The 25,213-nt window shown below is 68.1% G+C and carries 17 protein-coding genes, 1 tRNA gene and 3 pseudogenes; 9 read left to right on the plus strand and 12 right to left on the minus strand.

Annotated features, from left to right (window positions below):
- Window positions 1-977 precede the first annotated feature (977 nt).
- Window positions 978-1,712, plus strand: coding sequence for a hypothetical protein (locus AB0K00_RS42575; protein ID WP_363533570.1), 735 nt, complete (start codon window positions 978-980; stop codon window positions 1,710-1,712).
- Between the two features lie 94 nt (window positions 1,713-1,806).
- Here the strand turns inward: AB0K00_RS42575 and AB0K00_RS42580 are convergent, their stop codons facing one another.
- On the minus strand, window positions 1,807-2,055 hold the full coding sequence (locus tag AB0K00_RS42580) for a hypothetical protein (RefSeq protein ID WP_363533573.1): 249 nt from the start codon (window positions 2,053-2,055) through the stop codon (window positions 1,807-1,809).
- A gap of 213 nt (window positions 2,056-2,268) precedes the next feature.
- The gene (locus AB0K00_RS42585; protein ID WP_363533576.1) at window positions 2,269-2,412 is read right to left on the minus strand and encodes a hypothetical protein; all 144 of its coding nucleotides are present in this window, start codon (window positions 2,410-2,412) and stop codon (window positions 2,269-2,271) included.
- 56 nt (window positions 2,413-2,468) lie between these two features.
- Here AB0K00_RS42585 and AB0K00_RS42590 point away from each other — a divergent pair.
- The 3 genes and pseudogenes from AB0K00_RS42590 to AB0K00_RS42600 all read left to right on the plus strand — a co-directional run.
- Window positions 2,469-2,926 (plus strand): annotated as a pseudogene (locus AB0K00_RS42590) (DDE-type integrase/transposase/recombinase); the annotation flags it as partial.
- A gap of 59 nt (window positions 2,927-2,985) precedes the next feature.
- Window positions 2,986-3,324 (plus strand): annotated as a pseudogene (locus tag AB0K00_RS42595) (hemerythrin domain-containing protein); the annotation flags it as partial.
- A gap of 122 nt (window positions 3,325-3,446) precedes the next feature.
- Complete coding sequence (locus AB0K00_RS42600; RefSeq protein ID WP_363533638.1) at window positions 3,447-3,611, plus strand: hypothetical protein; 165 nt, start codon at window positions 3,447-3,449, stop codon at window positions 3,609-3,611.
- Between the two features lie 1,744 nt (window positions 3,612-5,355).
- On the opposite strand, the gene AB0K00_RS42605 is transcribed toward AB0K00_RS42600, so the two are convergent.
- Window positions 5,356-7,554, minus strand: coding sequence for an Hsp70 family protein (locus tag AB0K00_RS42605; protein ID WP_363533579.1), 2,199 nt, complete (start codon window positions 7,552-7,554; stop codon window positions 5,356-5,358).
- A 349-nt stretch (window positions 7,555-7,903) separates the two neighbouring features.
- Window positions 7,904-8,104: pseudogene (locus AB0K00_RS42610) on the minus strand (IS701 family transposase); the annotation flags it as partial.
- Between the two features lie 40 nt (window positions 8,105-8,144).
- On the opposite strand from AB0K00_RS42610, the gene AB0K00_RS42615 reads away from it, so the two are divergent.
- Both AB0K00_RS42615 and AB0K00_RS42620 read left to right on the plus strand, forming a co-directional pair.
- Complete coding sequence (locus tag AB0K00_RS42615) at window positions 8,145-9,290, plus strand: IS701 family transposase (protein ID WP_363533635.1); 1,146 nt, start codon at window positions 8,145-8,147, stop codon at window positions 9,288-9,290.
- Window positions 9,291-9,669: 379 nt separating this feature from the next.
- The gene (locus tag AB0K00_RS42620) at window positions 9,670-10,041 is read left to right on the plus strand and encodes a hypothetical protein (RefSeq protein ID WP_363533582.1); all 372 of its coding nucleotides are present in this window, start codon (window positions 9,670-9,672) and stop codon (window positions 10,039-10,041) included.
- A 211-nt stretch (window positions 10,042-10,252) separates the two neighbouring features.
- Here the strand turns inward: AB0K00_RS42620 and AB0K00_RS42625 are convergent.
- The 3 genes from AB0K00_RS42625 to AB0K00_RS42635 form a co-directional block, all read right to left on the minus strand.
- A tRNA-Leu gene (locus AB0K00_RS42625) sits at window positions 10,253-10,314 on the minus strand.
- Window positions 10,291-11,862, minus strand: coding sequence for a hypothetical protein (locus AB0K00_RS42630; protein WP_363533585.1), 1,572 nt, complete (start codon window positions 11,860-11,862; stop codon window positions 10,291-10,293). Before AB0K00_RS42630 ends, AB0K00_RS42625 begins: the two co-directional genes overlap by 24 nt.
- Window positions 11,863-12,294: 432 nt before the next feature.
- On the minus strand, window positions 12,295-14,760 hold the full coding sequence (locus AB0K00_RS42635; protein ID WP_363533588.1) for a BTAD domain-containing putative transcriptional regulator: 2,466 nt from the start codon (window positions 14,758-14,760) through the stop codon (window positions 12,295-12,297).
- Window positions 14,761-15,888: 1,128 nt separating this feature from the next.
- Here AB0K00_RS42635 and AB0K00_RS42640 point away from each other — a divergent pair.
- The gene (locus AB0K00_RS42640) at window positions 15,889-16,449 is read left to right on the plus strand and encodes a hypothetical protein (protein ID WP_363533590.1); all 561 of its coding nucleotides are present in this window, start codon (window positions 15,889-15,891) and stop codon (window positions 16,447-16,449) included.
- A 109-nt stretch (window positions 16,450-16,558) separates the two neighbouring features.
- Here AB0K00_RS42640 and AB0K00_RS42645 read toward each other — a convergent pair whose 3' ends face one another.
- The 4 genes from AB0K00_RS42645 to AB0K00_RS42660 all read right to left on the minus strand — a co-directional run bounded on the left by AB0K00_RS42645 (window position 16,559) and on the right by AB0K00_RS42660 (window position 21,106).
- Window positions 16,559-18,010, minus strand: a complete 1,452-nt coding sequence (locus AB0K00_RS42645; protein ID WP_363533593.1) for a hypothetical protein — start codon at window positions 18,008-18,010, stop codon at window positions 16,559-16,561.
- Window positions 18,003-18,533: a hypothetical protein gene (locus AB0K00_RS42650; RefSeq protein WP_363533596.1), complete on the minus strand. Its 531-nt coding sequence runs from the start codon at window positions 18,531-18,533 to the stop codon at window positions 18,003-18,005. Before AB0K00_RS42650 ends, AB0K00_RS42645 begins: the two co-directional genes overlap by 8 nt.
- Window positions 18,534-19,745: 1,212 nt before the next feature.
- A complete protein-coding gene (locus tag AB0K00_RS42655) occupies window positions 19,746-20,360 on the minus strand; it encodes a hypothetical protein (RefSeq protein WP_363533599.1) in 615 nt (204 codons plus the stop codon).
- A 446-nt stretch (window positions 20,361-20,806) separates the two neighbouring features.
- Complete coding sequence (locus AB0K00_RS42660) at window positions 20,807-21,106, minus strand: hypothetical protein (RefSeq protein WP_363533602.1); 300 nt, start codon at window positions 21,104-21,106, stop codon at window positions 20,807-20,809.
- 88 nt (window positions 21,107-21,194) lie between these two features.
- Here AB0K00_RS42660 and AB0K00_RS42665 point away from each other — a divergent pair, with 88 nt between their 5' ends.
- Window positions 21,195-21,962 (plus strand): CHAT domain-containing protein, encoded by a 768-nt coding sequence (locus AB0K00_RS42665; protein ID WP_363533605.1) that lies wholly within the window; start codon window positions 21,195-21,197, stop codon window positions 21,960-21,962.
- A gap of 224 nt (window positions 21,963-22,186) precedes the next feature.
- Here AB0K00_RS42665 and AB0K00_RS42670 read toward each other — a convergent pair whose 3' ends face one another.
- Window positions 22,187-22,783 (minus strand): recombinase family protein, encoded by a 597-nt coding sequence (locus AB0K00_RS42670; RefSeq protein WP_363533608.1) that lies wholly within the window; start codon window positions 22,781-22,783, stop codon window positions 22,187-22,189.
- Window positions 22,784-23,125: 342 nt separating this feature from the next.
- On the opposite strand from AB0K00_RS42670, the gene AB0K00_RS42675 reads away from it, so the two are divergent.
- Complete coding sequence (locus tag AB0K00_RS42675; RefSeq protein WP_363533611.1) at window positions 23,126-24,895, plus strand: TIR-like protein FxsC; 1,770 nt, start codon at window positions 23,126-23,128, stop codon at window positions 24,893-24,895.
- Window positions 24,896-25,213 lie beyond the last annotated feature (318 nt).

A 25,213-nucleotide genomic window follows, 5' to 3' on the forward strand; every position in this document is an offset into this window, starting at 1 on the left:
ATCCGGCCAGCAGCAGCACCGGAATCCGCCGCCGCCACCGGGTCAGCAGCCCGAGCACCACGGCGATCGGGACGCCGAGCCGCAGCGGCGGGAAGGGGGCGCCGAGCCCGGCGAGCGTCGGCCCGAAGAAGTCGTTGATACCGAACTCGCCGGTCGCCGTGAGCACGACGACGAGCGCCATTGCCGTGTCCGTGCCGGGGCGGCGGCGGTGCCGGGGCGTCGCCCTCATCTGCCTCGCCCGCAGACGCATCGACGTCCTCCACACCATGCTCCGCACCCAAACCCCATACCAGCACAAAACGGCGGACGAACCCCGCCTAGCTGCTTGACAAGACCCGTAGGGACACCCCCCAGTCGCCGATTGCCGCGCGGGATGCTGCTTCAGCGCCACGCAGGATTGTGGTGAGCGCGGGTGTTGCGTTGAGCTGATGGTGTGCTCTCCCTAGGATGTCCAGCGCGTCGCGGTGGTGGCGTAAATTTGCATCTGCTTGGCCTGCCCGTACCGGACGTGAGCAGTCAGCTGTCTGTCGCCGGCGTCAACGGCGAATCGTTCCGCGGCGGCGAAGTGCCGCTGGGCGTCGCTGTGCCGTGCACCTCGATCTGAAAAACGAGTTCTACCAACGCAGCCAGGCACGTGGCGACACCCCCGACGTGGAAACACGCCTCCGCACGACCATCGCCGCCTCAAACAGACGATCGCGAACAAGAACAACGAACTCCACCGGCTGCGCGCCGACGTCCCCGCCCTCGTCCGAGCCATAAACCTACTCACCCTGGAGAACAACGCTTTCCGCGAGACCACCACCCGACCAGACCCCAACGTCGTCATCCCGATCGGACGCAGGCAACCGCACCAACTCACGACCTAACCTCGCGGCCAGCGCATCGATCCGGACGGTAAGTCGGCGTACACAGCGCTGCGGGAGGGCCTTTGCGCATCAGCTAGATTCATGTACATGTCTGACGAGTCCGAGGGATTGACCGACGGCGCGATACCGCTGTCGTTGCGGGAGCGGATCATCGTGACGACGGCTGGCGGCGTGCTTCTGACCGTCGGCGCGCTCGCCGTGTTTCTCTCCGCGAACCAGGCCGGCAGCGTAACCTTGCTGCTCGTCGGGGGTGCGTTCGTGCTGTTCGGGGTGAACGGCATGCCTCTGATCAGCGCGAAGCTCAAGGACTTCGAGCTTCAGATGCCGGCGCGGCTGCGCCGGGCGGTCCGCGACCTCGCTGCTCACCTGCCCGACGACGAGGCCCGGCTGGTGCTGTCGGCGATCGAGGAGGCGAGCCCGAGGAAATACGCCGAGCCGCTGGTGGCGCTGATCGACCATTTGCTGCTCGAGGCGCGTGTGCGGGATGCGGTGATGCTGACCGGCGAGCGTGTGATCCCGCGGGTGAGTCCGGGCACCGGCGACCCGCTGCTCGACGTTGTGCTCTCCGACGACCTGCGGATCGGCGTCTTCGCCATGTTCGCGCCGACCGGGCACGGCACGCTCATGCCGGAGTTCACCGAGGCGTTCCTAGACCGGTTGCCGGCCGCTGGCGTGCAGGGCATCCTGCTGATCACCTGCGTCCCGGACCGCGGCGATCTCGCCGCACTCGCGGAGCGGGCCCCGGTTCCGGCGGTGGTCGTGCGGACTGGGCCGACCGGGCAGATACCGCTCCTCGGGCCGTTCCTCGACCGGTTCCGCTCCCCGGTGCCGCAACAGCGTTGACTGCTGAGCCCCGTCCTGGTATAGAGACAGGGCTCAGCACGCGGTCACGCGTCGATCGCCAGCTCGACGAGCCCCTCACCAACCTTCAAAGACCTCAACACGCTGACTTGACAGGGAAGTGGATCGCCGCGTAGAGCCGGTCCCGGGTCGTGCCGGCGGTGTCCGGGTGCAGACCGGTGATGGTGCCGGCGGGGCCGGCGCCGTTCACGGTGGCGCGGATGCGGATCAGGTGGGTGGTGTCGTCGGAGACGGTGACCGTCGTGACGGTCGCTGCCGCCCGAGGTCGGCGGTGGAGGGGTTCATACGGTTGCTCCTCATGCGTTGCGATGGGCGGTACACGCACCCAACGGCACACCGAACAGCTCGGCAGGCCAGACCGTGACGACGGCCGGCCTGCCGACCTGCCCGGGGACCGGGCGGGGCAGATTCCGCGGGGGTTACGTGCGGTCCGCGCGGTTCAGCGGCCGCGATAGGGTGCCGTGACCGGCGAGCCGGCGCAGACGCCAGGGAACGCGAAGGGCCGCGGGGGCGCTGGATCGCTGATCCGGGCCGACGCTCACGCCGTGCGGCGGGCCAGGTGCTCGTAGATCGTGGCCGCGGTGTTGGGCTGACCGTCGCAGTTGGACGGTGCGCTGATCGGGCGCCAGCTCGTCCGGTCGCAGGCCAGCCAGTGGCTGTCGAATTCGTGTTCGATGTGCACGACGTCACCGACCGACCGGCCCTCACCAGGGCGGATGGGGTTTCGGCAAGCGCAACGTCGACGAGACCTATGTCAAGGTCAACGGAATCTGGCGGTACGTGTACCGGGCGGTTGACCAGTACGGACAGGTCATGACGTGCTGGTCTCGGCGCGCCGCGACGCCGACGCGGCCCGGAGGTTCTTCCGCCGGGCGTTGTCGGTGTTGAAGGCGACACCCAGTGAGGTGGTTACCGACGCGGCCGCGGTCTACCCCGCCGTGCTCGACGAGCTGATTCCGCAGGCGTGGCACCACGTCGAGCGGTACGCCAACAATCCGATCGAGGCTGATCACAGCCGGCTGAAGCACCGGCTGAGACCGATGGGCGGGCTACGGACGGACCAGACAGCACAGGTCATCATTGCCGGACAAGCGTTCCTGCAGAACCTCCGCCGCGGACACTACGAACTCGCCGTCGACGCCCCGCCCGCGCTGCGGGTCGCCGCTGCATTCGCCGAACTCGCCCAAGCGATCTGACCGCGGAACCGGCGCGGGTTCAACACGTCCACCGGCTCCACAACGCATCGGCGCCGGCCATGCCCGGCGAACGGTTCAACTCACCGAACGACGTCAGCCAGGCTGTCGGCAAACAGCCGCAGGCCCAACAACAGGATGTCGTGGACATTCTGCTCGCCCAGCACACCGAGATCAAACAACTCTTCGCACAGGTCGGGTCCACCCGGGGCGCGCGGAAGGAAGAACTGTTCCACGACCTCGTCCGGTTGCTCGCCGTCCACGAAGGCGCGGAGGAACAGGTCGTACACCCGGCCGCACGCAACATCATTCCGAACGGCGACCAGATCATCGACGAACGGCTCCACGAGGAGTCGGACGCCAAACAGGCACTGTCCGACCTCGACGACCTCGGGGTGGAACATCCGGAGTTCGACCGGCACCTCGGCGTGCTCGGCGAGTCGGTCCTGGCGCACGCGACCAGGAGGAGCAAAAGGAATTCACGCAGCTTCGCAAGCACGCCGACGCGGAACGGATCCGCCGGATGGCCCGTGCCTTCGAGGTGGCGGAGGCGCTGGCCCCCACCCGCCCGCACCCGGCGACCGGAGAGTCGGCCGTCGCCAACATCTTCGTCGGACCGCCGATCGTGGTGTTCGACAAGGTTCGCGACGCGATGCGCGACTGGCGCAAGCGCGTCGGCGAGGGGTAAGTGATCGCGGCGACTGATGTGTCGGGGCCAGTGCCGGGCCCTGTCCCCGCCGATCACCGACCCGGACCGGCTCGCCCGCCTGACCATCCACCGACGTGACCGCATCGGGCGGCGTGCTGCACGAGTACAAGCATGCGGCCTGAGCTGCTCGGATGTCATTCTCGGCAGGCACAGCGTTGCCACTCTTCGGCCGGATACTGGTGCGGCTGGCAAGCCAGTACCGCTCCACCGCTCCACCGCTCCACCGTCCAGGACCGGGCGGTGCGGTGCTCGCCCGTGGTGGCGCCAGCCACTCGTCGCGGGCCCGACGGGCCGCGGCCTGCGACGGGTAGCCACCACGCCGGGCATGTTCCGGACGGCCGAGCAGGTTCGTGGCGGAGCAGTGGAAGCACCAACTGCCGTGCCCACGCTCGGCGAGTCGTGGATGCGATCCCCCTGGGAGCGATGACGACCCTGTCCCCGGCTACCACCGTGTGGGTTGATCGGGTGACAGGAGCGCGATAAACGGAGAGGTTTACGCCGGGATCTGTGGGAGCCGGAGGGTGAGACTCCCTCCGGCCACCCGACAGGTACGTTAGCGTTCAAGATCCACTTATGGATGGAGTTTCATGAAAGACCCAGGGCTAGCATCCAGAATCCGAGAGGACGGTGTCGGCGGCCAAGGCGTAGAAGCGCGCGGCCTCAGCGTAATCCGCGGAAAGTTGGTAATAGCCAAGGTTATACATGGTCATAGACAGATCGGCGAAGCCCCTCGACGTCGAGGCGTTTGCCGCTGCGAGGTTCACGGCGTCTTGGCACGGGTCGCGAGGCACTGCCTGAGCGGGCGCTGCAGTCAGCCCGATCGCGCAGGCAATCAGGGCGCTAGCAACAAGCGAATTGCGTAGCATCTTACGGATTCTCACTGTTCTCCCTAGGTACTTTTTCTAGCCGATGGTGATGGGGTAGTCGATGCCACTTGTCGGATTAGCGGTCAAGGTTATGGGGTTCAGGACGTTGCAGCCACTATTCAGCTCGACGCTACCGGCGTAATTGTTGTCGTCGATAATGAATGTGTTTTGTGCCCAGTGAACGTGCTCGCACCCCGACGACATCGAATAGGGCGCCCCACTCCGTTCCAGGTCCTGTTACGTGCTCGTCATGGCGACGCCATTGCGTGCGAACCTCAAACGCCGGGGCATTGCGGTACACGCATCTCCACCGCGGCCGGTTCAGGACGTGACGACGCTCACGCAACGTCTGCGCCGGCGGGGCGGCCCCCGCCTGCCCGCAGTGCGCTGGACCGAACCTGCACCTGGACACCGTCGACTTCGCCACGCCGACCGACGGCCAATACACACCGGCGGTCGGCGTGAGCATCGATCCCACAACCGGTGCGGTCCTCGCCGACGACCAAGCCCGCGTCCTGCACGCCAACCAGAACCGGGGGCCGATGCTGTCCGTCGGTCACTGGTGCGAGGAAGGCTGCAACGGGCATCGAATTCCGTCAAGGCAACGGCCACCTCTTCGCCAGTCTGCACCGCACGACGCCCGACCTGGCTCAGACGGCCTTCGTCGGCCCCACCGCGACCGCGACGGCTACCCCAACGACCGACTCCAGCGTCAAGCGCGATATGACGCTCGGTAAATTTGAGCCGACCATGTAACGCAGGCCGGTCAGCTGGCGGGCACGGAACGGATGTCACCGCAACCCCTCGACGGTGTGACGCCGGTACGGCAACCATCCTCGTCGAATCGTCGACGAAAGCTACCGGACAAGTCCGCTCGGTCCGTGCCGCCGGGCCCGGGTCGTCGCCACGGCCACGGTGGCCAGGATGAGCAGCTCGGGCAGGCCGAACAGCTTGCCCGTGATGGCACCGTCGATGACCCACACGATCGGCAGCAGCGCCATGGCGACGGCGATCGGGCGGCTCCAGACGCCGGTCCGCGCGCCGACGACGGCGAGCACCGGGAGACCGACGACCGGCAGGACCACCGCCACCAGGCCGACCCCGAGCAGCGGCACGAGGCTGCTGACGACGCAGCCGATGATGCCCGCGACGAACAGGGAGCGCTGACCGCTGGTCGCCGCGTCACGTCTCGGGAGGAACCCGACCAGTGCGAGCGCTACGGCGGCCATCGTCAAACCCCACACGGCGAAGGCGAGCACCTCCGCTCGTTCGGCCGACGTGGAGGCGAAGCACGTGGTCGCGCCGCCCGTGAAACCGACGCAGTCGCCGGCGTGCGCACCGCTCAAGGCGATCACGGTGGCGATCCCCTGCACGACGCTCAGGAGTGCCGCCACCCCCAATCCGGCGACCGCCTGCCTCGGCCGGCTCGCCGAGGTCCGGCCTGCCGGCCGGGATGTGGTGTCAGCGGGTGCCACCGGCCGCGCGTCGCCGGCGGGCACGCGGCCGGTCGTGGGTGCGGCGAGGTCAGCCACCGCAGGTGCGGCCGCGGGCCCAGCCGCGACGGGCGGGGGCACTGGCTCCACCGCGGGCGCCGGCTGGGCCCCGACAGTCGGAGGTGGCGGCTGGGCCACGACGGTCGGGGACGCCGGCGGGGCCACTGCGGGCAGGGGCGTCAGCCCGGCCGCGACGGTCGGGGGCAGCTGTTCCGCCACAGCGGACAGCGGCACCGGTTCCGCCACGGTTGTCGGGAGCGCTGGTTCCGTCGTGGCGGGCGGTGCCACCGGTTCCGCCGCGACGGACGTCGGGACGGGTTCGGTCGCGGGATCGTCCACTGTCGACATCGGACGCATCGCGGGTGGCGCTGGCTGCAGCATGACGGGTGCCAGTTGCGGCAGGACCTGCGCCGACGTCGGCGTGGGCTCCGGCGACGGAAGGACGGTCGTGCCGTCATCGGGGTATGGCTGGAGGGGCAGCGTGGTGTGGGCGGCCGGCTCGGCGTACAGACTGCCGATCGCGACCACCAGTTCCGGCTGGTCGATGGCCGTCGGCGCGATCTGCAGCGCCCGGTGCAGCAGGCTCGCCACCAGCGGAATCCGGCTCGAACCACCGACCAGGAAGACGCCGGCGATCTGCTCGCGGCGCACGCCGGCCGCCCGCAGCGTGGCCAGGGTGAGCGCCACCGTGCGGTCCAGATGCGGCCGCGCCGCGCGTTCGAACTCCTCGCGGGTGACATGCACGTCGGCGTCCACCAGCGGCACGTGCAGGTCTGCCTTGGCGTGCCGGGACAACTGCTCCTTCACCGCCCGGGCGCCGTGCCACAGCGTCCGGTGGGCGCGTTGGTCGGCGGGTGTCTCCGGCCAGTCCAGCCGCCCCCAGCCGGCCTGCGCCCCGGACGTCACCGAACGGGCGTGCTCGACCACGACCGCGTCGAGGTCCAGGCCGCCGACGTCGGCGAAGCCGTCGGTGGCGACCACCACGCCCGGACCGTTCGCCGGGCGGCGCACGACGCTCACGTCGAACGTCCCGGCGCCCAGGTCGTAGACCACCAGGCACCGTTCCGGGGGAAAATCATGGCCGAGAACGGCGGCGAAGTAGGCGGAGGCCGCGACCGGCTCCGGCATGAACCGGACGTCGCGTAACCCGGAGTCACGAGCCGCCGAGGCCAGCAGCCCCAGCCGGGTCCGGCTCCACGCCACCGGATGCGTCAGCACCGCCGAGCCCGGCGGCGCGCCGGCGACCCGCGACGCCTCCGAAACCACCCGGCCGAGGACCGCCGCGACGAGCGCCGTCACCGCCACCTCGTGGTCGCCCAGCCAGACGGCACCGTCGTCGATCCGGCGCTTCGGGTTCGCCTCGAACCCCGCCGGGTGAGCGGTCGCGGCCCGCTCCGCGTCCGCGCCGGTCAGCACGGCCGCGTCGGAGCCGACGAAGACCCCCGACGCCAGCAGCGGCGAGGAGTCGAACAACAGCGGTGTCGCCTGGTCGTCCCGACGCAGTACCGCAACCGTGTTGGATGTGCCGAAATCCACGCCGAGCCGCACCGCGTTGGTGGCCATCAGCACACCTTAAGCGAGCACCGCCGGGTCATACCACCTGCGAGCAACCGCGTCGACAAGCGCGGCGGCCCCATGCACGCAGGCCGCTGACGTCCGTGCCGAGGCGAACCGCCAGCTGAGTCGATGTCTAGTACTCCAGCCGCACTTCATGGAGCCGGAGTCTTCGCTGGTAGTGGCTGGTTCTGGCCCTGAACTGGTGGCGGCGACGCCATCGTGACCATCGATCGATATGATCAACAGGTCGAATGACGGTGATCAGGTGTGCCAGGGAGACGTCGGACCTCGCCGAGGGTGAGGGGAATGAGGCTGTCCCAATCCCTTGCAGGGCCCCCTTTTCAGCGTTGGCTGCGGTGATGGCGAGGAACGCGTGGGCCACCATAACGAGAGTTATGTGGCGGTACCAGGCGTCGTAGCGGCGAACCTGGTAGTGGTCCAGACCGGTCTCGTTCTTCGATGTCTGGAAGCATTCCTCGATCGCCCAGCGCGTCCCGGCGACCCGGATCAGTTCCTCGTCGCCTGTGTCGGCTGGGCCGTAACACAGGTAGTACGCCTAGTACTGCAACGGCAGTTGGGTTGACTGTGTATGGATGATGTTCGCTGTGGCAGCGGCGGAAATTCAGGTGTGGTCGGCTGAGCTGGATCGGTTGCATGAGCGGATCGGTCGGCGGTTTCGCCGGTCGGAGCCGCGGCGGCGGGTCCGGGACTACGTGTGTGGGCTGGTTGCTGGGTTGGAGCGTAAGAACGGCTGGACGGTGGCCGAGCATGCTGGTGAGGTGTCCCCGGATGGGATGCAGCGGCTGCTGCGCTGGGCCGACTGGGACGTCGACGCGGTCCGTGATGACGTGCGCGACTACGTGGTGGAGCATCTCGGCCGCCGCGACGGGGTGCTGATCGTCGACGACACCGGGTTCCTGAAGAAGGGCACCCGCTCGGCCGGGGTGCAGCGGCAATACTCCGGCACTGCCGGGCGCACGGAAAACTGCCAGGTCGGGACGTTCCTGGCCTACCGCAGCGAGGCCGGCCATGCCCTGATCGACCGGGAGTTGTACCTGCCGGCGTCGTGGACCGATGACCGGGACCGCTGCCGCGCCGTCGGCGTCCCGGACGAGGTCGGGTTCGCCACCAAACCGGAGCAGGCCAAGGCCATGCTCGCCCGCGCGCTGGACGCCGGGGTGCCGTGCGGGTGGGTGACCGCCGACGAGGCCTACGGGCAGGTCAAGTCGTTGCGGGTGTGGCTGGAGGAACGCGATGTCGGCTACGTCATGGCGACCCGCCGCACCGACGACGTCGTCACCACCAGTATGGGCTTCGTCCGGGTCGAAGACCTGATCGCTGCGCTGCCGGCCTCGGCGTGGCGGCGACTGTCCGCCGGCGCCGGCGCCCACGGCCCGCGCATCTACCAGTGGGCCCGGATACCGATCCGCGTGTCCTGGCAACCCGGCCGCGGCCACTGGGTCCTCGCCCGCCGCAACCCCGACACCGGCGAGCTGGCCTACTACGTCTGCTACGGACCCCGCCGCTCGACACTCGCCGACCTGGTCTGGGTGGCCGGCTGCCGGTGGGCGATCGAGGAATGCTTCCAGCAGGCCAAGACCGACGCCGGACTGGACCACTACCAAGTCCGCGACTGGCGAGCCTGGTACGCCCACATCACCCTGTCCATGGCCGCCCACGCCTGGCTCACCGTCGCCAAAACCCTTGCCGCAAAAGGGGAACCAGTCCCGGCGACGACATGATGATCGGCTACACCGTACCGGAGGTCCGCCGCCTGCTCATCGCGTTCGTCCTGCGACACGCCCATCGACCAGACCGGATCTGGGCATGGTCACACTGGCGCCGCCGACGCCAGTACCAAGCCCGGCTCAGCCACTACCGACGACGCGGCCACCCACTCACCTAACTGCCGTTGCAGTACTAGTTGAACGCTCCGCCGCTGACGTCCCCATCGAGACATTCAACCCCCGCCTACTGCGCATTGCCGCTCGGCGGCTGCCGCGATGACCGCCATGACCGTCCCGAACGGATTCGTCGCCGCCCCGCCGCCCGCGCGGAAGCCGGCGTCGCGCTCACCTTTGTTCGTGAGGTCCCCGGCACCCGCGTCTGCGCCGCCACCTGGTGGATCACCGGCGACCGGCCGGCGATCGGTATCACCGAACGGAACCGGCGCCCGGACATCTTCTCGTTCAACCTGCTCCACGAGGTCGGCCACGTCCTGCTGCACCCGGACGGGAGAGCTTCCTGGACCTCGACGACCAACGCGACCATGCCGATCCGGCCGAACTGGAAGCCGACACATTCGCCAACGACCTGCTGTTCCCCGGCGACAGCAGCGTGGAGATATTCCACGCCCGCAACACTCAGGACCTCATCGTCGTCGCCGCACGACTCCGGATCGGTGTGCCGACCGTCGCCGGAAAATACGGCAAACTCACCGGCAATGGAACGTCGTCGGCCGGCTGCGACAGAAGATCACCGACGCCGTCGTGACGACACTGGAACGCCTCGCCGACGCAGCAGTGTAGTAACGACCCGCAGCGTGCCGGGCGGCGAACTTCTGCGGATCGACGTCGCCAGCCGCGGCGTGTCGTGGTGGATGGACGCACGGGCGCGGAAGAGCACCACCGAGCACCCAGCCGGGTCAGGCTGAAAACGGAAAAGGCTCCGGCTAGGAGTAAACCCAGCTCAGAGCCTTGATCGTTGGTACGCCGCGTAGGACTTGAACCTACAACCCGCAGATTAAGAGTCTGCTTGCAGTCTCGTCCGCCGCAGCCATGGGTATTCGAGGCTGGCAGTAAGGCGGAGCATGTCTCCGTCGGCGAGGCCAGGGCTACTGCCGATCGTTCCGACATCCGGTGTCGGTCTCGTTGCGTCGATCAGTTCCCAGTGGTCGACAATGACGACCTCCCGGTTGAGGTGGTAGCGGCCGCCGGTGTTGATGATCGGTTCCGGCGCCGCTGGGCCAGCGGCCTGTGTAGGTGTCCCGGCCTTCAGTACCTCCCGCATGGCGTTGCGGAGGTTGCTGACGACTGTCGACAGCCGTTGGCTGGCTTTCTCGGCTGGCACGCCTTGCCACACGGCGTCGAGGATCTCGGTGATGGCTGCGCCGGACCGGTGCACGACGAGAAACGCCAACAGTTCGAGGCTTTTGGCCCGCAGTCCTCGAACGGGCCGTCCGTCGTTGCCGACGATCATCGGGCCATCGATCATCTTGACCCGGACGGTCCCGCGGGTCGGGTGGTCGGTGTCGCTGGGGTGCCGATCGGCCTTCGCGCCAGTGCACTCGTCTGCGGCGGCGAGTTCTTCGACAGGCCCTGCTGGGCCTGCACCGTCAACGGTGACGGCCGGTGTTGCCTCGAGGACTTGGGATGCAGCCGTTCGGGGCGGTGCTGGAGGCTGCGGCAGCGGTGACGACAGACGTCGGCGTTCCGCGATCCGTGACGGTTGAGCGTTCGCCGGTGGTCGGGTTGACCTGCGCCGCGCTTGGTTGGTCGCGGCACGCGCGCTGTCCTTCCCGTGGTCATCTGCGTGAGCCGGGCGGAGCGTAGGAGTTGCCGAATGACGGTTGCGACCGAGTGGTTCGTGGATGCTTTCTGCAGTGTGATCGTCGGGGCCCTGCAGGATCCGTTCCGCGGTGAGCTCGGTGGCCAGTAGCGCGGTGAAGCCGTCATAGTCCGGGTCCGCGCTGAGCCGCCGGGCGATTTCGTCGACGTCGAAGGTGGACGTGGCGATGGCGGCGAGGTCGTCGCCGACAGCGTTGCGGATGCGGGCCCGGAGGACGTCGGCGAGTGCCGCGTTGCGCAGCTCGCGTCGTCTGACGATCAGCGCGGCCTCGAGCGATCCGTACAGGCCGAGTTCCGGATGGGCCTTGGCGAGACTGCGAGCTCTGGCGGTGATGATCGGGTGGCGGATCGTGTGTCCCCACAGCTCGTATCTCGGTGCGGGTGGTGGCAGTTGGCCGCGGGCGCGGAGCCGGTCCCGGCGCTGGTTTTCCACATCGATCCACCAGCTGACGAACCCGAGGCCGCTCATCAGGGCGAAGAACCCGCCGAGGAGCGGGCTGTCGTGGGTGGCGGCGTTGAATGTGGCGGCCGCGCCGGCGATGACACCGCCGACGAGCCGGGACAGGTGTGCGTGTTCGCCGAGCCGGCGGCGGGTGTCGGCGTCGTTGAGGAACACGACTCCACCGAGTTCCAGCGCGACGACTCCACCGACCGCGATCCACCACGGCAGATGGAAGGTGGCGACGGCGCCGGTCGCGGCACCGTACAGGGCCACGACGAGGACCACGGCGTAGAACAGCCGCCGCATCCGCACGGCCCGGCGGACCGCAGCGGCGAGCTCATCGTCGAGGTTCTCCGCGGTGGCGGTGTCGGCCCGGGCGTCGAGCCGCGACAGCTGCGCCAGCAGCTCCGGCTCCAACACGACGATCATCGGAGGCGTCCGACGCTGCTCGACCCGACCGGATCCGGCCGGTCGGCTGCGACCGCCGTGTCGGCGGCCGGGAGGCTTCGCCGCGGCGGCGTGCCAGGCGTGTCGCCGGCGGTGCCCGATACCGGCCGTCGAGGCAGGCGGCGCCGGGCAGGCGCGGTGGCTGCCATGTCGGGGTGTGCCCGTCGCTGCGCCTCGGGATGTGGAAGGTGAGGCCGGGCGGTCTGCCGGGAGTGTGCCGGGGGAGTGGTACGGCGCCGCGAGCCGGGCGCGAGCGTTGGACGGTTCGTGCCGTGGGCGCACGTCGTTGCGTCAGGCATGGCGTTGCCTGCCCGCCGGGGTGCTCGAACGGCCTTGGATCTGCGTGTAGAGGGCGACGGACGCTGCTTCTGGCTGTTCCCCGATGTCGGCGAGCGCGGACCGGAGTCGTTCCCACCGGGCGGTGACCCGTTCGGTGTCGCCGGCGTGGGCGAGGGCGGTGATGGCGTCGCGGGCCAGTGCATCGTCGGCTGGTTGGAGGTCCGCGGCCTGGTCGAGCAGATCGGCTGCCTCGCCGGGATCGTTGGTCCTGACGAGTTCGGCGAGCTGCCGGCGGGCGGTGATGCCCTGCTGCCGGCAGGCGTGACGGTCCGCCTCGATCCACGCGTACGGCAGGTCACCGGCGAGGTCGCCGGTGTGCGCCGCCACCGCTGCCCGCAGTGCTGTCTGCAGCGCCGTCTGCTGTCGGGTCGGGTTGTGCCGTGCGGTGGACAGGGCGTCGTCGAGCCGCCAGGCGTCGATGTCGAGCAGGTCCGGGTTGAGGTGGTACCGGCTGCCGGTGTTGATGACCGGTTGCACGCTGTGATCGCCGGCGGCGGTGCGGATGCTGTGCCGCAGGTTCCAGACCACGGTGGACAGGCGTTCCTCGGCCCGGGAGACGGTGGCGTCGGGCCAGATCGCTTCCATGATGTCCGGCAGCGCCGCGCCGGTGCGGTGGACTGTCAGATACGTCAGCAGCTCACGGGCGTGGCTGCGCATGCCGGTGACGGTCCGGTCGTCGGCGTGCAGGACCGCGACGGTGCCGAAGACCCGGATCCGCACCTTGGTCCGATGCGGGCCCGGTCTGGTCGCCGGTCTCGTCGTCGGTGGCGGAGGCTGGTCGTGGGTGATGGCGCGGTGACCGCTGCCGGGGTCGGCGTCGGGTGCGGCGATGCCGGACGGCATGTCGAGCACGATGCCGTCGATGCCGAGGTGTTCGCCTTGGCCGAGCAGCGCGGTGATCCTCGCCCGCAGGTGCTCGTCAGATGGCTGCACGATGAACGTGACGGCAGGTAGCCCGGCCGCGGCACCGTCGGCGGCGACCTCGACGGACCCGTCGAGGTCAGCGAGGTCGGCGATGTCGTCGATGTCGGCGACGTCGTGCTCGACGAGGAGCCGCGTGCGGTGCAGCACCTCGGTCTCCAGCAGCCGGATCGCCTCGGCCAGGGTGCCGGTGACCGTCAAACCCGCCCGGGGCGACACGTCCGGCGCGAGCGCGGCGAGCGTGTCAGCGCAGATGACGACCGCCGTACTGCCGTGCCGGTCCTCCAGCAGCGCGCCGATCCGGGCCCGTGCGGCAACGACGCGGTCCGTGGTGCCCGACGCCGGCGACAGCGCTGCCACGACACGACGCGTGTCGTCGACCGGGGCGGGCGGCAGGTCCGTTGCGGCACCGGCCGCCGCGTCGGAGCGGCCGGCGGCGGGAGCGTCGCGCTCGCGGGTCGGACGGTGTTCGCTGGGGCCGGCGTTCCGGGCGGGTGTCCTGGCCGCACGTGATGCTCCGGCCGGCGTGCTGGTGCGTCGTGGCTGTGACCGCTGACGCCGGAACGCTGCTGCTCCTACCGCTGCCGCCCCGCCCGCCAGCAGCAGCCACGGCAGGACGTCGGCTCCATCCGAGTCCTCGTTCGAGTCCGGGTTTGATGTGGTCGCCGCAGCCGGACCTGACACGGTGGATGCGGTGGGCGTGGCCACCGGTGACGCGCTCGCCGCAATCGCTGGGTTGGTCTGCTTGCCTGAGGACGCCGATGACGTTCCCTGTGGGGGAGCGGATTCGGTCGGGACCGGCACGGCAGGCTCGACGCCGGGCAGCCGCAGGGTCCACCCCGGATAGATCAGATCCGGATTGGTGAACGTCCCGCCGACCCTGTCGAAGTACACGCCTCGGTTGAGCGTGAAGATCTCCGGCCACCGGTTCGCGTCACCGATCTGCCGGGCGGCGATCCGAGCCAGCGTGTCCCCGCGGCGCACCGTGTAGGACCGCGGTTGCAGCGCCGGTCCACCAGCGGCACCGGACCCGACCAGCACGAGGTCGCCGCCATCCACGATGACCGCAGCTGCCGGCGGCAACGCCGCCGGATACGTCGCCTGCACCGACACGTGCCCCGCCGTGTCGCCGACGAGCGGCCCAGCCCCAGCAGCCAGCGCGGCGGACGGTTGCAGCAGCATCGCCGCGCTGCCGGCAACGGCGCTCACCGCATGATGCAGCGGCACCGGCAGCCGCGCCCGGACAGCACCGACGCCCCGCAGCACCGCGACAACATCCAGGATCGTTGCGGTGAGCAGCCAACCCCACAACAGCCAACCCGCGCCCACCGCGGCCAGCACCACCGTGGCCGAGGACAGCGGCTGCTGCATGACCTCCGTCCGGTCGAGATTGCTCCACACCGCAGACTGCACGGTCAGGAGCAGGCCAGGTAGGCAGACGACACCGGTGAACAAGGCGAGTGCTGCGGCGAGCCACTGCAGCACACGAACGGTCATGGCGAACCCCAGGCTGACCGCAACGCCGGCCATCGAAGAATGACGAGCCATCGCGAATGATCTCCCGCCCATCGGTACGAATCGACAAACACGAACACCGTAAGTCGCGTCCGGCCGTCAGGCGGCCGAAGTCGTAGTCACAGCAAGTCACACGGATCACAGCGGTAACACCGCAGGTCACGGGGCACCCCAGGTGTCGATCACCTTGACGGCGTCCGTGCCTACCGGTCCGCGCGAGGGTCAGATCGACCCGGGGGTCCCGTCGCATGGCGGACGGCCGCCCTTGCCGAGCACCGATCGGACGCCGTCAAGGCGATCGTCGGCCGGCTTCGGACATGCCCTGACCGTGTTCGGATCGGAACCCTCAACGGACATACGCGAGGAATCGACCAGGCCGGAACTGTCATTCTGGGAAGCCGCCAGCGCGTCAACGCCAACCCTCATCCAAGCCGATCTGCCTTCGACTCGCCGCGTCCAGTCCTGGGCCGCCGACGCCGCGTCGCTCTCCGCGCACGGCCCCATCGTCCTCGTCGCCCGTACCGGTCGGGACCGGACCGAGCCCGGCATGAGCGCCGAGCCGTACACGGTCGAGTACACGGCGGTCCCAGAGGGCTCGGCGACAATAGCCCTGATGCTCGCCTACCGGCCGCCGGGTAGGCGAGGTCGTTCCCGGCGTGGTGGTCCGCCCGCCATGCAGCCGGGCTGGACCGTGAACGGCAGCCCGATCTGCCAGCCGGACCTGACCGGTGAAGGACCAGAGTGCCGAGTTACCGAACGGCTGGTCGTTGACGACGGCGGCACTGACACTGCCAGCGGTGCAGGAGAACTGGACCTGCCCGGACCCGACGTCCAGCGACCCGGAGAAACTGTCTGCTCGTGCCGGTGGTGCGCCAGGGAGCGCAACGGTTGAGTAACTGTGCCGTGGCGGATGTTCGTGGTGCGCTACGGTCGCAGGCGATCTGGCGCGGGCCGCTCGCACCAGCCAGCAAATACGTGCCTTGAGGAGATCGGATGGAGCGCCGTCGTCGCGCTGTTGCTGCTGCTGTCGCAGGGGTCGTCCTGCTTGCTGTGGGAGGTTGCGGCGGGGGCGCCGGACAGCCGTCGACCCCGGACAGCCGCGCAGCGTCGGTGCCGGCGTCGGTGTCGAGCCCGTCGCCGACCGCTCGGGTGGTCCGGACGCTGGACGAGCCGGCGTTGACCGCGGCGCTGCTGCAGGTCACCGACATGCCCACCGGGTACAGCGAGGATCCCGACCAGACACCGCCAAAGGACAAGACGTTCTGCAACTACCAGCAGCCGCACACGCCCACAGTCCAGGCGCGCAGGTCGTTCATCAAGGGTGGTGGGCTGAGCGCCGAGGTCGCCTCGGTCGGTCTGCGGCAGTACGCGGACGTGGCGCAGGCCGCTGCCGTGTTCGACGCGCTCGTCACGGCGATGCAGACCTGCAAGGGCGAGAAGATGGACGGCAAGCAGAACACCTACGCCGTTATGTCGATGCCGAAGGTTGGGGACAAGACCATCGGCATCCGCATCGACCTTGACGGCGCCACCGTGCTGCAAGGCTTCGCCCTGTCCGGGCCGATGCTCGTCAGCGCGGGCGTCGGCGGGCTGATGAACGTGTCCGGCGACGTCGCCGCAGACCTGCTCACCAAACAGGTCAGCCGGTACACCGACGCCGCGAAGGGGTGAGCGTCCGGCCGGACAGTTCAGACGCTCCTGCCGCAGAGCGGGGCGTCTGCCTTGCCGGGCCACGTCTGTGCCGGGATGCAACGGCCAGATTGGCTACCTCCCGCACGTATCAGTACTTCCCGTAGAGGGCGACGGCGACGCCGAATAGCTGGTCGGCATTCGTGACCGAGCTTACTTTTGCTAGGGCCTCCTTAAAGTCGGTAACGAGCCTATCCGCCATTGGTCGCAGCCGGCGCCACATCCACACGATGTCGAGCGCCTCACCTCTCACCTGGTACTTGGCAATCGCCTGGTGGATGTGTTCGATGAACAGGCTAAGCAGCAGTTGGCCCGACTCGTCCGACCCGATGTCAATCCCGATGACCTCGGTGCGACGAACCACACACACATCATCGAACAGGGACACCAGCGAGTTCAATTGAGGTACTTGCCGCTCGCTGCCCAGTCCCGCCTCAATCCTTATACGTTGCGCGAACTCGTCCTGGAACCGCCGCAGGACGAACGCTAGATACGAGCGGCGCGGGTCGGTGGCTTGGGCTCCGTCGCCTGCTCGCTCGGCGTTGCCGAATAGCCCGTACCGGCCGTTAAGGGTGGCACCTGCGAGCATCTCGTACACTCCGACAGCGTCTGCGGCTCCCGGCACCGGGGGTGCTAGGGGGTCTAAGCGGCGCAGGGGATCGGCGACCGCTGCTTGGTTTGTGCCCCACCGTGTAGCAGGCAGTGCCACTTCAATGGGCACGTCGGCGCTAAGGTCGAGGGCGGGATCGCAGGGGCCGGACAGGGCGTCGAGTGCGAGACGCCTGTGTGCCATGAGGTTGTTCCAGTCGGTGAGGTCGCCCAGATCCTGATAACGGCTCGGGGCGTTACGCCAGTCGAGCCACCACTGGTCTGCTGGTGGCCAGCTGTTCTCAAATGCGGCTAGGGCCACTCGCTCCCAGATTGTGGCGGAGCGCTCGAGGACGTCGACGGTACCGAACCAGCGCCGATAGGGCACTGAGACGGTGGCAGGCGCATTGGGACTGGAAGTGGTGAAGCGCCATCTTGTTGGTAGGTCGAAGCGTGCCCGGAGGATGTCGAGGACCTCGTTGCCCTCGGCGACAAGCTCGCCGAGGACGAAGCCACGCGGAGCTCGGCTCCAGACGTGAGCGCGGAAACGGATGAGCCGTTCGAGTTCGTCAACAGTGCGGTTAGCCCACACTTGGATGTGCACCTCTTCGGGCCCGACCGGGATCCTGCTCCGGGCGCGGCGGCAGTGCTCGATAAGTGGTGTCCCGGCGGGAGGGTGCCCGAAGTGCGAGACGAGGGCCCTGGCGTCGGTCGTGATAGTGACGTCGATGCGCCAAAGCAGGAGTCCGAATGGTGTCGTCATGAGGTCCACTCGGTGCATGTGCTCGTGGATGTAAGTGAAGTAGGTCCTTAGGTGGGCATCGGTTGGCTTGGTTAGTGGACCACGGCCCTTCATCCACCCTTGGAGTTCGAGGAGCTGCTTCCAAGTACCAGACACCTCGATAACGTCCGAACTTGTGCGGTAGACGCCATGCGACGCAGAGAATTCAGGCATTGATCCACAGGGTGCCTTCGCGTTCGACGAGCACGCCTTTCGTGATGAGGCTGTCCACGTCTACCCCGAGGCTAGCGATGTCCGCACGAGTGGTTGGAATTCCGTTACGCCGGTTCGCCATGATCAAGGTGAGAGCACTTTGTTCTGCGGGAGCGAGGATGGTCGTCAAGTCGATGAGTTTCCGGACCAGTTGTATCGCAGGGGTGACGGCCCCCGGATTGAGAAGGGCCAGCCCGATGACGAGTGCCGTCGCCTGCTCGACCAGACCCAGCGTCTCCCCACGTAGCCGCAGATGGACCCGCGAAAAAGTGAGGTGAGCGTCCGACGCGCTGTCGGTCGACTCGGCGTACTCGACCTCACCACCGAGATCGTTGACGAGCTTGCCGATCGCTCTCTCAAGGTCCGCACGTCCATCTAGCACATCGAACCGGGCGAGATACGACTGGTCAAGGTTGGCCCGCTGTGCCAAGCCCGACGCCAGGGTGCCGTCCCAGTCGACCTCGACCCACTCCTCCTCGCTCACGATTGGATCATCGGAGCGACCCGCTTTCCACTAGATCGAACCCTTACGACGAGCGACACTTGACTCAGCTTCCCACGTGAGTTGAACCTAAACTGGCGTCCCGCCGGTCTGGTGGAGTTGGGACGAGACCGTGAGCGGCGGGGTACGCAGATCTCAACTGCTGGCCCTTCTCCGCTAACGAGATCGGACTGCTGGCCATCTGCTCGGGAGGTGCCGAGCAACGGCCGCAGCGCAAGCGCGAAGCCCGCGACTGATGTCCGATCAGCGGCGTAGAAAGACGACGATGGTGCCGGGCGAGCTTCTGTCCGTTGAGGGTTCGTCCTTTCCGGGGCGGTGTCCTCGGTCAGCGCCTCGACCCGCTCGACATCGAGGTCGAGCAGCTCAGCCCGCAACCGCCGGGCAAGCGTCGCGAGTTCCTCGTCGTCGCCGTCGTCGCCTGGACTGACGCACACGATTACATCCGGGCGTCGACCATCACCGTTTCCCCATCCACCGCCGTTACAGAGAGGCCAAGATCGCGACTGGTAAGTCGATCTTCGGCCCCATTCTCACCAGGGGTGGGGTCTTGGGACACGCCCCGACCGTGTTCGGATCGGGAACCCTCAACGGACACTCGGCCTACCACCGCAATGGCTACTCCCGATCATCGTTGCGAAGTGGCGTGCGGATCTCCTCCGCTTCGTCACCGCGCCCCAGCGCACCCAGGACGTCGGCCTGGGTGCCAAGCGCTCCGGCGAGCTCACTTGCGAACGCCGCTGACTGCGATCGGGAGCGGTCAAGGGTTCAAAATTTGCAGAACCTGTTTGCCGTCGTGGCCAACACCTGTGAGGCCGGTGCCCACCACGTGGGGGCAGTCGGAGCCGTTCTTGTAGGACAGTTGCTTGCCATTGGTCGCGTCCAGAGTCGCTAGCTGGTTGTTGGCGTCGCCAGGATTTGACTGGAGGTAAGGGCGCAGACAACAGCACCGACGATTTTCTGAGACCAGGCAACCCTGCCCGTCTTTACGTCCAGAGCCATGTATTCAACGTCGCCATGGTCGTTCCCGGTTCGTGCTATGAGGGCGATGGAGGCGTTTATGGTCAGGATCGCATCGGTGTAATACGTCGGAGTTTTGATGCTCCACAGCAGATGGGCGGATCGCGACGGGAACGGACTCAGCCGCTATGTGTCGTTGCGCGAACAGGCCCCAGGCGGCCCGCGTCGCAGCGCGGATCAGCCAGCCGACTGTGCCCCGAGCGGCGGAATGTCCCGGCCGCAGAAGCGGCAGACAATGGCTGCGGCTTTGATCGTCTCAGCGCACCAGGGGCAGGTGCGCTCGGTCGGCTGTGGAGGCGCGTACACATTGCTGATGAAGCCGGGCTCGCCGTATTCGAAGATGTCGGCGTTAATCGCGTTGTTCGCTACCGCGAGACCGTTCATGAACCCGGCGGGAGTCGGACCGAACGGCGCTCGGAGGATGTGCGCCGCCGTGCCCGCCTGCTGCCATGCATCGGGGCCCGCGCTCTGGAACAGAACGACATCCGGGTCGTCGGAGATGCAGGCGGCGCGGAAGCGTGCGGCGACGTCTCGGGCGGTGGTGCAGGAGGCGACGAATGCCTTGTAAAGCGGCGCGAATTTCTGTTCCTCGCCTTCGGCGAGACGTCGGAAGTTCTCGATCGAGATCTCGTGCTGGGGGCGCTGCTCGGCCATGGCGCGCGACTTGCACGCCGTGTCGGCAGTCTTGGCGGTGGTGTTCGTCGCCGAGAGAACATCCGCACAGGCCGCCGCGTACGACATCGCGTGCTGTGCGGCGGGGTCGGCGGCTGCTTCCGAAATTTCCTGCGTCATGTCAGTCCCTGATTGTCTGAGGTTGATCGTGTGCCTCGACTGAGGCAAGCGGTAATCTAATCGTTAATAGTCGATGTACTGTGCGTATCACTTCATCGACCGGAGATGATCAGCTCTTTCGACGTCGGGTGACATCGAGACTGACGTCTGGACGCCGTCTGAGGCGTAGCGGGCGCCGATCAGAGCTCCTGGCTCGCTGCGTCGAGCTTGCGGCGCACCTCGTCGAGGCGGCTCGCGACCCGATCCTGTGCCGCCACCCTCTGCCGGCAGGGCCCTGGCGAGTTGGCGCCGCCAGTCCGCCCTCGACCCCCGAGGACCTCTCGGCCCACCTGGCCCAGGCCGCCTGTCTACGAGCGCCTGGCTGACCTGGAAACGACCTCCAGCCACCGGACGGGTCAGAAGCGCCGGAGGACGCCCTCGCGCTCACCGGGGCGGTGGACACCGGGTTACACCCGGCGGCGGATCCATCGCCGGACCCCGGCACCGGTCAGCGCCAGCAGGAACAGGAAGATGACGGCCCGCCAGGTGTCGCCGGTGGTGTTCCGGCCGGTGTAGGACAGCATGCCGATGAAGAACCAGGTCACGTCCGCCACCAGGATGAACAGCAGGAACTTCGTGTCGGTGCCGAGCCCGCGCTTGGCCGGGGTCGGTCCGTGGGTGACGTTGATGGTGCCGCCCTGCGTCGTGTACGCATCGCGGCCAGCGGTGATGTTCTGTATGTTGCCGGGGCTGTTCTCCGTGCTCATGGTGACTCCTCATCTCGCCGACTCGACGCGCCGCTGTCCGTCAGAGGTCCTCTGACGGACAGCGCTCGATTCGGGGAGGCGGCCGACCATGCACGTGAACCGACCGGGGTGGATGGCCGGCCGTGCTCCTGAGTCGCGTGATGCCCACCGGCAGACCATTGTCGCCGGCCGTGATGCGTACACGACGCAGGGCCCTGGCATTATCAGCGTCAACCACGCACAGGCCCCGGCCCGCGCCGATGCGACCGAGTCGGTGGATGGGCGTGTGCGGGTGCTGATGCTGGCCGCCAACCCGGCGGGCACGCCGCGGCTGGCGATCGACGAAGAGGCCCGGGAGATCACCGAGAAGCTCCGGCTGGCGCAGGACCGGGACGCGTTCGATCTCATCACGCGCCTGGCGGTGCGGCCGGCGGACCTTTTGCAGTACCTCAACCAACACAGCCCGCACATCGTGCACTTCAGCGGGCACGGGGATCCGGCCGGCGAGATCATGCTGGCCACCGGCGACGGCAGTGAGCGGCCGGTCGGTCCGGCGGCACTGGCCGAACTCTTCCGGATCATGAAGAACGAGATCCGGATCGTCGTGCTCAACGCGTGCTACTCCGCCGTCCAGGCGAGGGCGATCGGGCAGCACATCGACTACATCGTCGGCATGCGGGCGCGGGTCGGCGACGAGGCAGCCATCGTCTTCGCCGCGGCCTTCTACTCCGCACTCGGCTTCCGCCGGACTGTGCCGCAGGCCTTCGAACAGGCGACGACGGCGCTGATGCTGCATGGGCTAGCCGACCACGACGTGCCCGAGTTGGTCGTGCGCCCCGGCGCCGACCTGACCTTCCGGATCAGCACCACGGGCTGATTTTGGAAGATCGCGGTAGCTCGACTTTGGGACTTTCGGTGCTATGTAGACGTAGCGATCATGACGCTGTGCGGTGCCCGGGTGCGGCAGCCTGGCCGCGGCGGGTTCGGTGGGTCGCGGCCAGGGGCTTGTCTGCGATCGCTTTCGGGCGGTGGGAGCCGGTGCGCGGGGTGGCTGGTGCTGGATCTCGGTGCGCTGCTTGGTTCTCCCCGGGCGTTTGTTGGTTACGTTGCGGTGGTGGCGATTCGGGTTCGTGCGCGTTCGAGGACTCGGTAGACGGTGGGCCGGGAGACGGAGAACAGGTCTGCCAGCTCCGGGATCGTGTGGGTTCCAGCCTGGTGGAGGTTGACCAGGTGGGCTTGCTGTCGCGGGTTCAGTTTAGGCTGCCTGCCTTTGAGTTTGCCGTTGGCTCGGGCGATCGCCATGCCTTCGCGGGTGCGGAGCCGCAGCAGGTCGACCTCGAACTCGGCGAAGGTGGCCAGGATGTTGAAGAACATCTTGCCCATCGGGTCGGCTGGGTCGTAGATCGCGCCGCCCAGCGACAGTCGTACTCCGCGGGCGACGAGGGAGTCGCCGATGGCGCGGGCGTCGGGGACCGAGCGGGCCAGCCGGTCCAGTTTCGGCACGACGAGGGTGTCGCCGGCCCGGACGGCGGCCAGCGCCTGGTCCAGTCCGGGTCGTTGCCGGTTGGTGCCGGTCAGGCCCTTGTCCATGTAGATCCGGTCGGCTGGCACGCCAAGACCCAGCAGGGCCAGGCGTTGCGCGGTCAGGTCCTGCTCGTCGGTCGAGCAGCGGGCATAGCCCGTCAGCATGGCTGTCATCAATCGAGCACACCGCTGACGCCGGCCGGCCGTCAGCACCAGACCGTGCAGATCCCAACTCGGCATGATCCATCACCGCAACCACCGCGCTCAGACGCGGAACCCTGGATAAGACGGAACCGGCGACGGCAGCAGCCCATCCGCAGCCAAGCCAAGCAACTTGCTGGGTGTGCCATGGCCCGGAGGCAATCGTGCTGCAGTGACGGCTACGAACCGGCGCCAGCGCATGGCTGCGGCCACCAGAGAGCTACCCGTCTCGCCGCCGGGCCCGCTACCGTGTTATCAGCTTCTCGCCCTCGGGCCGGTGCCGGCCCCCAATCAGAGATGGGGTGCACGGCGTACATGGGCGACGCTATGGCGCGAGGTAAGCCGGACTTCTTTATCAGCTATACCGCCGCTGACAGGCCATGGGCCGAATGGATCGCAGTGAACTTGGAGCGCGCCGGGTACACGACTTTCATCCAGGCGTTCGACATCCTGCCGGGTAGTGACTTCGCGCACGCAATGCAGGCCGGCGTCGACTCGGCGAAGCGGATTCTCGCCGTGCTCTCACCCGCGTATCTGAATTCGGCGTTCGGCGAGTCCGAATGGCGAGTCGCCTTCGCCGAGGATCCGACCGGAGAGAAGCGGCTCCTGCTCCCGGTCCTGGTCGAACCCTGTACGCCGCCTGGCCTGCTCAAGACTCGCGTCTACGTTGACCTGACCGGGTTCGACGAGACTGCGGCGCTGGCGAAGCTGCTGGCCGCGGTCGACCCGGACCGGCCGCGACCCACCTCTGCCCCGTTCCCGGGCGCGGTTGCCGCCGAGCCGCAACCACAGGTGCCGTTCCCCGGCCGCAGTACTCCCGTCGTCCTCGGCCGGGCCGCCGACGGTCCGACGGCGTCGGTCGCGGTGGAGGCGGGCGGCGATCCAAAAGCTGTTGCCGTGACCGTGTGCGCCGACGCCGACGCTTCCCTCGACCAGGTCTGGATCGAGGTCGACTCGCTGCCGACCGGCGTCGGCTGCGTATCCGGGTGCGGTTCACTGTTCAGCGTTCCGGCTGGCGAGACCGTCCAGCGCACGATCTACCTGCGCGCCGAGGCCCACGCTGCCGCAGGTGCCGCCACGGGGACCGTCCGCGTCGGAGGCGTCGGCGAACCGGGGATCGCGGCGAGCCTGAGCCTCGCCGTCAGGCGGCCGACACCGACCGGCGTCGAAGAGGTCGCCGGAACGGTGACGGATGCCGCGACCGGCCACGGGCTCGCCGGTGTCCGGGTCATCGTCGCCGACGGCGGAGGGCACACCTACTCGGTGATGACAGACGACTCCGGCCAGTTCTCCTTCCTGAACACCAGTTCGATGCCCATCGCGGCCGGCACTGTGCGTATCGCGGCCGTCAAGAGCGGCTTTACGGCGCCGCTCAGCTCCCTTACGGTCGCGGCCGGCCAGAAGGCGACCGACATAGCCATCACGATGGAACGCGATCTGGTGGTCGCTCGGACCGGTGAACCGGCTGCCCTACCGCGCGACGAACTGCTGGACGGCCCCGTCTTCTACGTGAGCTACGCGCGTTCGCGTACCGGCGCCGGCAACGCCGCCGTCCAGACGTTCTTCGACGACCTCGTGGCCGACCTCGACCAGATCATGGCGGTCGACCACGGACGCGACATCGGCTACCTCGACGGCATGCTGCCAGCCGGAACAGGGTGGGAAGGCCAACTCCTCCACGTCCTGAACACATGCCAGGTGTTCGTCGCCCTGCTGTCGGAGGCGTACCTGTTCCGCAGCGAGTGGTGCCCGAGGTCGTGGGACGCCTTCGGCCGACGCCGGACCGTACGCCGCGACGGGCGGCCCGGGTTCACCTCGGGCATCATCCCTGTGCTGTGGGCGCCGATCCACACCGGAATCCCGCCGCGAGTGGCCGCGGTACAGCGGTTCACACCGGCCCGATCCGTAAAGCGCTACGAAGCCGAAGGGCTGCTCGGCCTCCAGAAGCTCGACAAACAGCTCTACCAGGAAACGGTGTGGTCGCTGGCGCTGGAGATCCGCAAACGGACCGCAGAGGTCCGCGTCGAGCGAGGTTCGATGACCAGCACGCACGACCTACGCCACAGTTTCAGGCCCGCCGACTAGGCCGCAGCTCAGACAATCAGGCGGACCGCCGCAGTGTTGCCGAGTGCTGCTGGATGGTACCCCCTCACGGCTGGACTGCCTGAAGAGCTCAACGCGAAAACCTCGTCACCGCGATCGCGGCCCGCAATCGCGTCCGTAACGCGATCCGCGACCGTTACAGAGAGACCAAGATCGCGGCGAGCTGGGCCGATCTTCGCGCCATTTTCACAAGCGGCCCGGTCTTCGGACACGCCCTGAGCGTGTTCGGATCGGAACCCTCAACGGACAGCAGCTCGGCCCGTCACCATCGTCGTCCGCTCATAGCCGATGTCAGTGCGT

Source organism: Dactylosporangium sp. NPDC049525 (assembly GCF_040676755.1).
Taxonomy (GTDB): domain Bacteria; phylum Actinomycetota; class Actinomycetes; order Mycobacteriales; family Micromonosporaceae; genus Dactylosporangium.